Here is a 13,207-nt window from a genome sequence, read left to right as displayed (position 1 = left end):
CGCCCCTAGGCGCTCGGCGCTGCGACCTCGCCGCGCGCTCGGAGAAACGCCAAGGTAGGCGTGCGAACAAAGTCGCCGAAGTCGATGGCTGCCCCGGCGTCGGCGATATCGTCGAGTAACTCGAACGCTTGCAACGAGTTGAGGCCTAGTTCGAACATGTCCGCGTCGGGTGCGTTCTGTGCCGCGTTGGCTACGTCAGTTGGCACTGCGCGCGCCAGGGCGTCGCTGAGGACGACGTCCCAGTCGGCACTGCCCTGAGCGCGCGAACTACTACCGAAGGCCGCGACGACCTCGTCACTGAGTACGACGACTCCGCTGCACGCCGCCACCTGCTCCAGTGCCCGGGAGTGATCGGAAGCGGAAAAATCCGCGACGCCATCCGCCACGAGGAAGGGATGAATTTCCTGCTGGAAGGCGTCGAGAGCGGTCGCGGTCACCCCGATATGCGCGTAGACCCCAACAATGATCAGTTGGTGACGGCCCTGCGCTTTCAGGTGCTGGGCAAGATCGCTGTGATAAAACGCGCTGTAACGATGCTTGGTCAGCACGATGTCTTGGTCGAGCGGGGCGAGGTCGGCGACGAGGTCGGTGTGCGCTGGGTCAGCAGACATCCCCGGGCCCCACAGATCTTTCTGCAGCCCCCGTTTGGTCTGATCCTGATCGCCCTGCTGTGCGGTGTAGAACACCGGCACTTCCGCGATGCGAGCCGCTGACAGGATGCGCGCGATGGCCTCGCGTGCGCTGCGCAGCGCTGGGCAGGTGGCGGCAAACGGCCGCAGGAAGTACTCCTGCATATCGTGTACCAAGATCGCCGCTCGCTCGGCCTCTAGCGCCCAGCCGGCTCGGTTGACCGGCAGGTCGGTGATCGGCGGGACAGGGGCGGTGTAGTCAATCAGCGTCGGCAACGGCATGGCGGGCTCCTTGGGTCTCGAGGATGCGGTGGTGTCGATGTCGGTAACCGGCAGATTGCCGGGCTTCAACCGCCGTAGATCAGGTGGTCTCGGTCTGCAACTCTGCGGACAGTTGGGCCCGCAGTGCTCGACGGCTGTTCTTTCCGACGTGCGTCTCGGGGAAGGACTCGACGTGCTCGAATTGATCCGGCATCTTATGGCGTGCCAATCCCACATCGCGTAAGTGTTGCCGCAGGTTGTCCGGGCGAGGGACGCCAGGTTCGGTGCGAATCACGACACAGATCTTCTCGCCGAGTTGCGGATCGGGTAGCCCAATCGCGACTGCATCGAGGACGTCGGGATGCTGCAGCAGCATGCCTTCAAGTTCGGCGCTGGCGACCTTCTCACCGGCCCGATTGATTTGGTCCTTGTCGCGCCCGGTCACGATGAGATGCCCACTGGGTAAGCGACGGACTAGATCGCCGGTTCGGTAATACCCATCAGCGGTAAACGAATCCGTGTTCGCGGGTATATCCCCGTAATAACTGCGAATCGTATAAGGGCCGCGCACCAGCAAGCTGCCCTCATCGCCGGGATTGACGTCGTTGTCGTGCTCGTCCACGACCCGGATTTCGTCGTACTCACTGATGGGGACGCCTTGCGTGGTGGCCACGAGTTCGTCCGAATCACCGTCGCGCGTGTAACACACGAGACCCTCGGCCATCCCGAAAACCTGCTGCAGCCTCGCGCCGAGCACGGGCCGGATATCGCGCGCCACAACGTCATTCAGCCGCGCCCCGCCGACCTGGATCGTCTGCAGACTCGCGAGATCAGGCGACCTGCGGCGGGCTGAGGAAACCCACGCCTGAGCGAGCGGGGGCACCAACGCGACGGTGCTGACCCGCTCGGCGGAGATCAACCCGAAGGAGGTGCGTGGATCCGGGGTGCGGGCGAGCACGATCTTCGCGCCGACGTGCAGCGCGCCGAGGATTCCGGGCGAACTCATCGGAAAGTTGTGCGCGGCCGGCAGCACCACGAGCATCACGGTGTTCTCATCCAGGCCGCAGATGTCTGCCGAGCCACGCACCGAATAGAGGTAATCATCGGCAGTGCGCGGAATCAGCTTCGAGACTCCGGTCGTTCCGCCGGAGAGTTGCAGAAAAGCGATATCGCTGGCCGTCAAGTTCGGCATCGGTAGCGGTGTAGACGCTGCTTGAACGTCATATCCGTCAAGCACGTCCAGAACGGCTGGTTCAGCGACACCTGCGGAGCGCAGGCGCTGAGCAACGCGTTCCACGAGAGTGACGTGGTCATATCCGTCGACGTCACCGCAGATCACGATGGCCGCGGCGTCGGCGAGCGTGCAGAACTCGGTGAGTTCGGCCTCTCGATGGTTCGGCATACCGAAGACGGGTAAGGCACCGAGGCGGAAAGTGCCGAGTACAGCGGCGACGTACTCGACGATATTCGGCAGTGTCAGTACGACGCGATCGCCGGGCTGCACCCCGAGCGCTCGCAATCGGCGGGCCATCGCGTCGGCTTGTTCGCCGAGTTCGCGGTAGGACCAGCGGGCTTCGGCGCCGCGGGAGTCGCGACCGACGAGCGCGGGATTCTCGGCAAACCTGGCGGTGCGCTCGATGAGGAACTCCGCGAAGGTTTCACCAGTCCACAAGCCGAGTTCGCGGTAGCGGACGGCGTCCGCCTCCGGCCACCCCCTGATGGGCAGCGGAGCTGATCGTGTCGGCTGCGCGGTCACAGACCGACCGCCTTCATCATCGTGCGTAACTTGGAGGCGACTTCGGTCGTCTCCGACGCCGGATCCGACCCGTCGACTATCCCGGCCCCGGCGAACAGGCGGAACCGATTTCCATGCAGTACGCCGCTGCGAATGGTTAACGCAAACTCCCCGTTGCCGCCGCCATCAACCCAACCGACGGCACCCGCGAGGTGACCGCGGACGTCGCCTTCAAGTTCGTCGATGACCCGTTCGGCCAACGCTGCCGGGTATCCACCGACGGCCGCGGTCGGCTGCAGCATCTGGGCCAGGTGGAGTGCGCTGAAGGGCGAATCGTCATCACGCAGCCGAGCTCGGATCGGCGTGGCCAAGTGCCACATGGTGTCAGTGGAGAGGAGTTCGGGGCTCGATGCGGCGTAGTACCGCTCGCAGAGTGGCTCGAGCACCTCCCGGATTCCATCGACGACGAACGCATGTTCCGCCTGGTCCTTCGATGATGCCGCGAGTGCTTCTGCGCGCTCACGATCGACGCGCGGATCGGCCGAGCGGGGGATTGACCCGGCGAGCGGCACGCTGGCGATGTCGAGGCCGCGGCGGCGCACCAGTAGTTCGGGGCTCGCGCCCAGAATCGTGGGCGCGTTGGGGCCCTCGGCGAGGGGAACACTGAAGATGTATTTGCCGGGTCGGGTGTCTTGCAGCTGCCCGACGAGGGCCTCGGCGCGCAGCGGCGGTTCGCTAATCACATCGACCGTGCGCCCGAGCACCACCTTCTCCAGGTCACCGGAGCGGATCTGACGCACGGCTTCGGCCACCATCTCCGCGTACCGTCCCTCGTCGATCACGTCGACGACGGTGTGCTGACGTTCACCTTTCTTCGGGTGACGTCCGATGGGCGCGGAAGCGTGCGCAGCCAGGCGGTGCGCTACCGCGGCGCCCTGCGAGCGGAATGCGAGGGACGCGATCGCGCGTTCTTCAGGTCCCAATGCGCTGGTAACCACGTCGGCCCAGTCCTGATCACTGCTCTCCGTCACCCAGGTATGGGTGATGTCGGCAGAAACCCGACCGCAATCGCCGAGGAAGGTAGCGGTCGCGGCTCCGGTGGACATCTGTGTGGGAATCGCCGTGGTCACAGCGACGCACCTCCATCGACGTACAACTGTTGCAGGGTGACGTGGCGCGCGGCATCCGAAAGTAGGAAACCGATGACCGCGGCGACGTCCTCGGGCTCAGCGGCCCGGCCAAGCGGGATCCCGAGTCGGTACGTCGCGGGATCTCCGCTAATCGCGTGGGCCACGCCTTCCGCGCCGTTGTACAGCGAGTCAAGCATCGGGGTCAGGGTCGTGCCGGGTTCTACGATATTGCACCGGATTCCGCGGCCACTGAGCTCTAGCCCAGCGCACCGCACCAACGCAGAGGTCGCGGCCTTCGACGCGGCGTACCCGAGCATCCCGGTGCGCGGTACCCGAGCGGCATTAGAGCTGACGACGACGACCGATCCGTGATCACGCAGGCGTGGGGTAGCGGACTGTAGGCAATGTAGGACGCCATTCGTGTTGACTGCGAAGTGCGCGTCCCAATTCTCGGCGGTGGTGTCGCTCAGCCCGGCAGGACGCAGGATTCCGGCGGTACATGCCAGGGCATCCAGCGGGCCGACCTCAGCGGTGATCTCGGCAAAGGCGCGCTCGACCGCGACAGAGTCGGCGACATCGACTGCGCGATGCGTGATGTGGTCGCCCGTCGCGTGCAGGGCGCATTCGGCGGCGAGGTCCGCGAGCGGTTCGGCGGCGATGTCGAGTAATGCGAGGTTGGCCCCGTCCGCTGCGAGACTGAGGGCGAGCGCACGACCGATGCCCGACGCGGCCCCGGTGACCACGACCGTTCTCGCCATCCGTCCTCCTCGCTCGCCCAAAGTAAATTAGCCTTGCCTAACCTTACATAGGTCGGTTCGTTCTCGCGCACTGCCCGGTCGACCGAGTGGAACGCGGCCGCCGGTCGCATCGTCCCTGAGGGGGACATGGATTCATCCGCTGGGCTGATCCGCTCAGCGCGCCGAGCCGCCAGACTTATCGGCAGAGGCGATGGGAGGACCGAAGTGATTACCGAAACTCGACGCCGCCGATACCCAGTTCGAGCATGCGACGTACGGAAGGCGCTGGCGACGTTGGATGCGGCGGAGCGTCCGGGGCATCCGATGTTTGGTCCGCTCGACCTAGCCGAGGGCGAGCACCCGGTCGAGGGACCGTTAGTCGGCGCTCATGCGTATGAAATCCGCCAAGACCGACTCGCTTGCGAGGTTCGGCACCGGGTGCAGCTCCGATCGGGCGTGAAAGCCAGATTGTGGTGGATGAGCGTCGGGCGTCCGCTCTATGACTCTTATATAGAGGATGTGTTCGACGCGCTCGCCCGTGCCACCGGGGCGTCGGTTCGCCGTCCGACCGCATGGGCGCCGTACTCACGGCTCGCGCGTCGAGTGCTCATGCCCGCTCGGCCAGAGCCGAGGGTGGTCATCGCTACGACGCCGGAGAATCGAGGCGCTGTCTTCGCCGCGTAGGCGCCCACGACAGGTACGGCCGATACCCGCACAGAGAGGGGCGGCGGAACGCTATGTTCCGCCGCCCCTCGGGTGTCTGTGCCCCATGCCGACGCCTATGCGTCGGCCGGATGAGACTAGACCTATACGGCCCAGTCCTCCTCGGTGTAGCGGATGATGCCGCGGATGTTCTTACCGTCGCGCATGTCCTGGTAGCCCTGGTTGATCTCCGAGAGCTTGTATTCCTTGGTGATCAGTTCGTCGAGCTTGAGCTGACCCGAGCGGTACATGTTCACCAGGTGCGGGATCGTCGTACGCGGGCTCGTCCCGCCGAAGATCGCACCCTGCACGCGCTTCTGTAGCAGCGTCAACTCGAAGAGCGAGAGTTTGACGTCCTCCTTGGCAGCGTCACCCATGCCGGTGACGACAACGGTGCCGCCCTTGCCGGTGATGTCGGTGCAGGCTTTGAGGTCTTCGCCCTGCACGTCACCCACGGTTTCGATGGTGACGTCGGCCATCGTGCCCCACGTCAGTTGGTTCACCGGCTCCATTGCTTCTTCCATGGAGGCGAACGCGTGGGTGGCGCCGAGTTCCATCGCATTCTCGCGCTTGAGTTCGACCGGGTCTACGGCGACGACGTAGCGCGCGCCGGCGGCGGCTGCGCCTTGGACGGCGTTCATGCCGACGCCGCCGCAGCCCATGACCACGACCGTGTCGCCAACCGAAACCTCACCGATCGCAGTAGCCGAGCCCCAGCCAGTGGAGACGCCACAGCCAATCAGCGCGACCTTGTGCAGCGGGACGTCCTTCTCAATCTTCACCACCGAGTGCTCGTGCACCGTGACGTACGGCGAGAACGTGCCCAGCAGGCACATCTGCGGTACGGGCTGACCGTCCTTGGTGACTCGGTACGTGTCGTCGGCGATTGCCTGACCGGTCAGCAAGCGCGCGCCCTCGTCGCACAGGTTGTGCAGTCCTTTGGAGCATGGGCGGCACTTTCCGCACGCGGGGATGAACGCGAGTACGACGTGGTCACCGACCTCGATACCGGTGACGCCTTCACCCACCTTGACCACTTCGCCGGCGCCTTCGTGGCCGCCGATCATTGGATACGTCGGGATCGGGCTCGCCCCGGTCAGCAGATGTTCGTCGGAGTGGCATAGGCCAGAAGCAGCGAGCTTGACCATGACCTCACCAGCGACCGGCTCGCCGACGTCAATGTCGGTGACCGTCCACTCCTTGTCCTCTGGGCTCAGCAATACAGCACCCTTGGTCTTCATATGCATCCTTTCGCGCGGTCAATGCTGTGATCAGCACATCACTATGAGACTGACAACGCCACCGCCGTCCGACATTCGGACTTCTCGATCGGTACAACGGATCGAGAGCTGGGTTATCCGACGACAACGCGCGGGTGCGCCCCTGGCGATGGGGCGCACCCGCGCGTCGGGTGCTGCTGGAATCGGAGTGTCGAAGCCCGTGTTACCGGCCGGCCCAGTCTTCCTCGGTGTAGCGGATGATGCCGCGGATGTTCTTGCCATCGCGCATGTCCTGGTAGCCCTGGTTGATCTCCGAGAGCTTGTACTCCTTGGTGATCAGCTCGTCGAGCTTGAGCTGACCCGAGCGGTACATGCCCAGCAACTGCGGAATCTGCTGACGCGGACCGATCCCGCCGAAGATCGCACCCTGAAGGTTCTTCTGCAGCAGGGTGAGTTCAAACAGGTTCAACTTCACGTCTTGCTTGGCGAAGTCGCCCATGCCGGTGACGACGATGGTGCCGCCCTTCCCCGTGATACCGGCGGCAGCCTGGACGTCTTCGCCCTGGATGTCGCCGACGGTGATGATGCTGACATCGGCCATCGTGCCCCAGCTGATGTCAGCGACCGGGCCCATGGCGTCTTCGATCGAGGCGTATGCGTGGGTGGCGCCGAACTGCATGGCCTGTTCGCGCTTGGACTCGACCGGATCGACGGCAACGACGTAGCGCGCCCCAGCGGCCGCCGCGCCCTGGACGGCGTTCATGCCGACGCCGCCGCAGCCCATCACGACGACCGTATCGCCGGCCTTCGTCCCGCCGATCTCGGTGGCCGAACCCCAACCGGTGGACACGCCGCAGCCGAGCAGTGCGGCCTTATCCAGCGGAATGTCTTTTTCGATCTTCACGACGGACGCTTCGTGCACGGTGACGTACGGCGAGAAGGTGCCCAGTAAGCACATCGGAATCGCCGGCTGGCCGTCAACGGTGTAACGGAACGTGCGGTCGGCGATGGCCTTCCCCTTGACCAGCCCAGCGCCGAGATCGCACAGATTCTGCAGACCCTTGGCGCACATCCGGCATTTACCGCACGCCGGAATGAAAGCGAGGACGACGTGGTCGCCCTCCTCGAAATCGCTGACGCCGGGTCCGACCTTCGTCACCACGCCGGCCCCTTCGTGGCCGCCGATGACCGGCATGAACGGTACCGGGCTGGCGCCGGTGCGCAGGTGCTCGTCGGAGTGGCACAGGCCAGATGCAGTCAGTTTGACCTGGACCTCGCCGGCGACTGGGTCGCCAAGTTCGATCTCACGGATTTCCCAGTCCTGCCCGACTCCGTTCAGGACGGCTGCGTTCAACTTCATGACACTCCTCAGGATCATTTTTCTATAGACAGCCTGCCAGGCGCGCATCGTCGTACTGCAGTCGGATCGCGGCAACTGTCCAGAAACGCCGAAAGGCACCCACTCTCCAGTATAGAAAGCGGGTGCCTTTCGGTGGTGGGTCTAGGCGCTCACGATGTCTGCGTCGGTGTAGCGGACAACGCCGCGGACGTTCTTACCGTCACGCATGTCTTGGTAGCCCTCGTTGATCTGGTCCAGGGTGTACTCCTTGGTGATCAGTTCGTCGAGCTTGAGCTGACCCGAGCGGTACATGTTGACCAGGTGCGGAATCTGGGTGCGCGGGCTGGTGCCGCCGAAGATCGCGCCCTGCACGCGCTTCTGTAGCAGCGTCAACTCGAAGAGCGAGAGTTTGACGTCCTCTTTCTGGTAATCACCCATGCCGGTGACGACGATGGTGCCGCCCTTGCCGGTGATGTCGGTGCACGCCTTGATGTCCTCACCCTGAACGTCGCCGACGGTCTCGATGGTGACATCGGCCATCGTGCCCCAGGTCAGTTCGTTGACCGGCTCCATTGCTTCTTCCATGGAGGCGAACGCGTGGGTGGCGCCGAGTTCCATCGCCTTCTCGCGCTTGGACTCGACCGGGTCGACGGCAACGACGTAGCGCGCGCCCGCGGAGGCCGCGCCCTGGACGGCGTTCATGCCGACGCCGCCGCAGCCCATGACGACGACCGTGTCGCCGACCTTGGTGCCGCCGATCTCGGTGGCTGAACCCCAACCGGTGGACACGCCGCAGCCGAGCAGCGCGGCCTTGTCCAGCGGAATGTCGTCCTCAATCTTGACGACCGATGCCTCGTGCACGGTGACGTACGGCGAGAAGGTGCCCAACAGGCACATCGGCACGATGGGATCGCCACCTTCGGTGTTGTAGCGGAAGGTGCCGTCGGAGATGGCTTGACCGGTGAGCAGACCGGCGCCGAGGTCGCAGAGATTCTGCAAGCCCTTCGAGCAGGGGCGGCACTTACCGCAGGCCGGGATGAACGCGAGGACGACGTGGTCGCCCTCTTTGTAGTCGGTGACTCCGGGCCCGACCTTGGTCACGACGCCGGCACCTTCGTGCCCGCCAAGAACCGGATGGAACGCCATCGGGGTGGCGCCGTTGAGCACATGCTCATCCGAGTGGCACAAGCCTGAGACGGTCAATTTGACCTGGACCTCGCTGGCTACCGGGTCGCCGACATCAATGGTCTCGACCGACCACTCCCGGGCGTCCGGGGTCTTCATGATTGCTGCCTTGACCTTCATTTTCTCGCTCCTCCTAGGCGGTGCGGATCCGACTCGCCCCACGCGGAATGGTGCTGCGTGAGGCGAGACAACCTGACAGGTGGATCAACCACCCGTCACATTAGGTGACCGCGGACACATGCGGAAGGGTTTACGTGTGCGTTGGGTGGAATTCTTTTCCTGCGGCCCGATCGGTTCCTCGATCCGCGCTGAGCCGGGACGGCCACCAGGTGTGTCGGCCGGCGTCGATCGCCATCGCCGGAACCAGGAATGAGCGCACGACGAGGGTGTCGAGGAGGACGCCGAAGGCGACTACAAAAGCGATCTGCACCATGAACAACAGCGGTAGCACCGACAATGCGGCGAACGTCGCGGCCAACACGACCCCGGCGTTCGTGATCACCGGACCGGTCACGCGAAGTGCGTGAGCGACGCCGTCGCGTGGGCCGAGTGTGCCGACCTCTTCGCGAGCACGCGTCATCAGGAAGATCGAATAATCGACGCCGAGCGCGACCAAGAAGATGAAACCGAGAAGTGGCACCGTGGGGTCGGCGCCGGGAAAGTCGAGCACATGGTTGAACACCAGTGCCGATACCCCCAGCGCCGTGCCGAACGACACGGCGGTCGCGGTGATCAGCATCAGCGGTGCGACGATCGCGCGTAGCAGTGCGATCAGGATGACCAGCACGACCACGAGCACCACCGGGATGATGACAGTGAGGTCTCGCTGAGCCGTCTCGCGGGTATCGACGTCCACTGCGGCCCGGCCGCCGACCATCGCATCAGAGTTGGTCGCGTGCACGATCGGCCTAATCTCGGTGACGAGGTCTGCGGTGTGACCGGCGTCCTCAGCGATGACTCTCACCTCGACGTAACCGTCCGAGGTTTCCTGGGATCCGACGGATACACCCTCGACGCCCTCGACATTTTCAACGGCGTCGGCCACAGAGCCAGCGTCGATCGCTGGGACGAGGATCTGGATCGGATCGGCTGCTGCCGCATCGAAACGTTCGTCGAGGATCTCTTGTCCGGTGACCGCGTCAACCTCGGTCATAAAGACCTCGGCCTCGCTGGTGCCATTGGCTTTGAATGTCGGTACGGCGAAGCAGAAGGCGATCAGAATCGCGGCGACCGTGAGCCAGATCTGACGTGGTCTGGCCTCGACGAGGTGCGAGATCCGCGCCCACAACCCCTGTTTCTCGACGGGGTCGTGTCCGAATCGGGGGATCCGTGGCCAAAATACGCCGCGGCCGAGGAGGAGAAGTGCGGGCAATAGCGTGAGCGCGGCTACCAAAGCAGCGACGATGCCGATTGCGCCAACCGGTCCGAGTCCTTGATTGGAGTTGAGATCGGACAGCGTCAGACACAGCAGCGCCGCGATGACAGTGCCGGCGGATGCCGCGATCGGTTCGAGGCACGCCCGCCAGGCCACCTTCATCGCATCGAGCGGACGCTCGTGTCGTTCGAGTTCCTCGCGATAACGGGCGACGAGCAGCAGTCCGTAGTCGGTGGCCGCGCCGACCACGAGGATGAACAGAATGCCCTGGGTCTGCCCGCTCACGACGAGGACGTCGGCCTTCGCCAAGCGATAGACCACGAACCCAGCCAGGGCAAGTCCGCTGACAGAAGTGAATAGCACGATCAGCGGAAGCACCACGGATCGGTAGACCAGCAGCAGGATGATCAGTACGACGCTGAGGGTGACTAGTAGCAGGACGCCGTCGATTCCCGCAAATGCCGCGCTGATGTCGTTCGCGAATCCGGCCGGACCGGTGATGAAGATTTGTTCGGCGCCCGTGACCTGCGTAAGCGACTCACGCAGTTGATCGACGGTCATGGCCAGTTGGGATTCGCCATCGTCGAGCGTTTCACCCATCTGCTTCGCGTCCAGCGGCACGATGAGCAAGATGCCGGAACCGTCATTAGCAGGCACGGCGGTGACCGACTGGCCGACAGCCAACAGGTCGTTCAGCGGGACGTCGTCGATATAAACCTCGGCGGCGACATCGGCGCCGTAGCTGGCATATGGCGACTCGGGTCCTCCCGATGGGTCCGAGCCGGGACTGGTTGACCCTCCGGGCTGAGTACCGCCCTCATTCGGGAGGTCCGGTCCCACGGAATCGCCGAGAAGTACGACGAGCGCCGGTAGCGCCCCGGTGTCGTCAAGTTCAGCGAGTTTCGCGTTCGCGAGCACGGATTCCGCCGACTCCGGCAGCCACGAAGATTCGTCGTTGGAGGTGACCTGTCCAAGGCTGCCCAATGAGGCGCCACCGAGGCCAGCGATCGACAGCCAGGCCGCGATGACGAGTGCGACGATCAGCGCCGGACCAACACGAACCCGGGATCTCCGCCTCGCGGAGGTCGGCTCGGGAGATGGTCTGGGTGCCGATGTCATGCGCCAATTGTGCCAGGGCGATGGCGGGACGGGTGGGTCCTCGGACAGGACCGGCGTTACTCGCCGATAGCGTCGTGCACGACCTGCTGTGCTTCGGCCTGGATCTTCGCCAGCGAGGGTTCGCCCTTGAACGACTCGGCATACACCTTGTAGACGTCCTCGGTGCCCGAGGGGCGCGCCGCGAACCAGCCCGTTTCGGTCGAGACCTTCAGCCCGCCGAGTGGTGACTTGTTCCCAGGAGCCTCGGTCGTTTTCGACAGAATTTCCTCGCCGGCCAGCGTCGTGGCCGTCACGGCGGCCGCGTTCAGTTTGCCGAGCTTCGTCTTTTGCTCCGGCGTTGCCGGCGCATCGATCCTGCTATAGGCCGGCGTGCCGTACTGCTCGGTCAGCGCCTCGTACAATTGCGACGGCGACTTCTCAGTGACCGCAAGGATCTCCGCGGCGAGTAGCGCGAGAATGATCCCGTCCTTGTCCGTCGTCCAGACTTTCCCATTGCGTCGTAGGAACGACGCTCCGGCGGACTCTTCGCCGCCGAATCCGATGGAGCCGTCGGCGAGCCCGTTGACGAACCACTTGAACCCAACCGGGACCTCGATGAGTTGCCTGCCCAGTGCGTTGGCCACCCGATCGATCATTGAGGAGGACACCAGTGTCTTCCCGATGGCAGCGGACGGCGACCAGTTCGCCCGGCAGGTGAACAGGTACTCGATCGCGACGGCCAGATAGTGATTCGGGTTCATCAACCCGCCGTCCGGAGTCACGATACCGTGCCGGTCGGCGTCCGCATCGTTGCCGGTGGATATATCGAACTTGTCTTTGTTCGCGACCAGCGAGGCCATCGCATACGGCGAGGAGCAGTCCATCCGGATCTTGCCGTCCCAGTCAAGTGTCATGAATCCCCACTGTGGGTCGACTGAGTCGTTGACGACCGTCAGGTCGAGGTCATAACGTTTGGCGATCTCGGCCCAGTAGTGGACTGATGCGCCGCCGAGCGGGTCGGCTCCGATCCGGATACCAGCTTCGCGGATCGCGTCCATATCGATGATCGAACTGAGGTCAGATACGTACGCATCCAGGTAATCATGGACACCGGTGGTCGGTGCGGACCGCGCCTCCTCAATGCCGATTCGCTTCACGCCGCCGAGCCCGGTCGCGATCAGTTCGTTCGCGCGGTCCTGGATGCGGCTGGTGACGTCGGCCCCAGCGGGACCGCCGTGCGGGGGGTTGTATTTGAAACCGCCGTCGGTAGGAGGGTTGTGCGAAGGGGTGACGCAGATACCGTCAGCCCGATCCGATCGGCCGGAGTTGTTATAGGTCAAGATCGCGTGCGATATCGCTGGCGTCGGCGTGTACCCGCCGCGCGCGTCGACGACGACGCGGACGTTGTTCGCGGCGAAGACTTCCAACGCAGTTTGTTTCGCCGGACCAGATAACGCGTGCGTGTCGCGGCCGACGAATAGTGGGCCGGTAATACCTTCCTTCTGTCGGTATTCCACGATCGCCTGCGATGTTGCGGCTATGTGTGCGTCGTTGAATGACGTCTTCAGCGACGAGCCGCGGTGTCCGCTAGTGCCGAAGGAGACTTTCTGGGTGGGGTCGGCGATATCGGGCTGCCGTTGGTAGTACGCCGCGAACAATTCCTCGATGTCGACGAGGTCGTCCTTCGTCGCACGCTGACCCGCCCGCGGGTGGTTCGCCATCTCAGTTGCCTCTTTCTGCCGCTCGGGCCTTCATCCTTGCCGTTATCGGTGGCCTCTGGCAACTTTTGCCCTTCG

General features: G+C 64.2%; 10 protein-coding genes. 1 reads left to right on the top strand and 9 read right to left on the bottom strand.

Annotated features, from left to right (window positions below; genetic code table 11):
• Positions 1–5: 5 nt before the first annotated feature.
• From E1H16_RS03560 to E1H16_RS03545, 4 genes are all read right to left on the bottom strand, one after another.
• A complete protein-coding gene (locus tag E1H16_RS03560) occupies positions 6–911 on the bottom strand; it encodes an isochorismatase family protein (RefSeq protein WP_134322280.1) in 906 nt (301 codons plus the stop codon).
• 79 nt (positions 912–990) lie between these two features.
• Entirely contained in the window at positions 991–2,646 is a 1,656-nt protein-coding gene (locus E1H16_RS03555; protein ID WP_243837615.1) for a (2,3-dihydroxybenzoyl)adenylate synthase, read from the bottom strand.
• Entirely contained in the window at positions 2,643–3,755 is a 1,113-nt protein-coding gene (locus tag E1H16_RS03550) for an isochorismate synthase (protein ID WP_134322279.1), read from the bottom strand. The genes E1H16_RS03555 and E1H16_RS03550 overlap by 4 nt, the downstream gene beginning before the upstream one ends.
• Entirely contained in the window at positions 3,752–4,513 is a 762-nt protein-coding gene (locus tag E1H16_RS03545) for an SDR family oxidoreductase (protein WP_134322278.1), read from the bottom strand. The genes E1H16_RS03550 and E1H16_RS03545 overlap by 4 nt, the downstream gene beginning before the upstream one ends.
• Positions 4,514–4,717: 204 nt before the next feature.
• Between E1H16_RS03545 and E1H16_RS03540 the strand changes: the two genes are divergently transcribed.
• Complete coding sequence (locus E1H16_RS03540) at positions 4,718–5,176, top strand: hypothetical protein (protein WP_134322277.1); 459 nt, start codon at positions 4,718–4,720, stop codon at positions 5,174–5,176.
• Positions 5,177–5,298: 122 nt separating this feature from the next.
• Here E1H16_RS03540 and E1H16_RS03535 read toward each other — a convergent pair whose 3' ends face one another.
• The 5 genes from E1H16_RS03535 to pgm all read right to left on the bottom strand — a co-directional run bounded on the left by E1H16_RS03535 (position 5,299) and on the right by pgm (position 13,132).
• Complete coding sequence (locus E1H16_RS03535; protein WP_134322276.1) at positions 5,299–6,435, bottom strand: NDMA-dependent alcohol dehydrogenase; 1,137 nt, start codon at positions 6,433–6,435, stop codon at positions 5,299–5,301.
• A 202-nt stretch (positions 6,436–6,637) separates the two neighbouring features.
• Positions 6,638–7,774, bottom strand: a complete 1,137-nt coding sequence (locus E1H16_RS03530) for an NDMA-dependent alcohol dehydrogenase (RefSeq protein ID WP_134322275.1) — start codon at positions 7,772–7,774, stop codon at positions 6,638–6,640.
• 141 nt (positions 7,775–7,915) lie between these two features.
• Positions 7,916–9,058, bottom strand: a complete 1,143-nt coding sequence (locus tag E1H16_RS03525; protein WP_134322274.1) for an NDMA-dependent alcohol dehydrogenase — start codon at positions 9,056–9,058, stop codon at positions 7,916–7,918.
• 130 nt (positions 9,059–9,188) lie between these two features.
• The gene (locus E1H16_RS03520) at positions 9,189–11,432 is read right to left on the bottom strand and encodes an MMPL family transporter (RefSeq protein ID WP_134322273.1); all 2,244 of its coding nucleotides are present in this window, start codon (positions 11,430–11,432) and stop codon (positions 9,189–9,191) included.
• A gap of 56 nt (positions 11,433–11,488) precedes the next feature.
• The gene (pgm, locus tag E1H16_RS03515) at positions 11,489–13,132 is read right to left on the bottom strand and encodes a phosphoglucomutase (alpha-D-glucose-1,6-bisphosphate-dependent) (protein WP_134322272.1); all 1,644 of its coding nucleotides are present in this window, start codon (positions 13,130–13,132) and stop codon (positions 11,489–11,491) included.
• Positions 13,133–13,207: the final 75 nt, after the last annotated feature.

The organism is Cumulibacter soli, from assembly GCF_004382795.1.
In the GTDB taxonomy this organism is placed as follows: domain Bacteria; phylum Actinomycetota; class Actinomycetes; order Mycobacteriales; family Antricoccaceae; genus Cumulibacter; species Cumulibacter soli.
Note: the sequence above shows the minus strand (reverse complement) of the source record. Positions and strands in the feature narration are given on the sequence as shown.

Bases quoted from the DNA above. Each gene is read 5' to 3' on its own strand.
- E1H16_RS03535 (WP_134322276.1), bottom strand. From the start codon at position 6,435: ATGAAGACCAAGGGTGCTGTATTGCTGAGCCCAGAGGACAAGGAGTGG.
- E1H16_RS03525 (WP_134322274.1), bottom strand. From the start codon at position 9,058: ATGAAGGTCAAGGCAGCAATCATGAAGACCCCGGACGCCCGGGAGTGG.
- E1H16_RS03520 (WP_134322273.1), bottom strand. From the start codon at position 11,432: ATGACATCGGCACCCAGACCATCTCCCGAGCCGACCTCCGCGAGGCGG.
- E1H16_RS03530 (WP_134322275.1), bottom strand. From the start codon at position 7,774: ATGAAGTTGAACGCAGCCGTCCTGAACGGAGTCGGGCAGGACTGGGAA.
- E1H16_RS03560 (WP_134322280.1), bottom strand. From the start codon at position 911: ATGCCGTTGCCGACGCTGATTGACTACACCGCCCCTGTCCCGCCGATC.
- pgm (WP_134322272.1), bottom strand. From the start codon at position 13,132: ATGGCGAACCACCCGCGGGCGGGTCAGCGTGCGACGAAGGACGACCTC.
- E1H16_RS03545 (WP_134322278.1), bottom strand. From the start codon at position 4,513: ATGGCGAGAACGGTCGTGGTCACCGGGGCCGCGTCGGGCATCGGTCGT.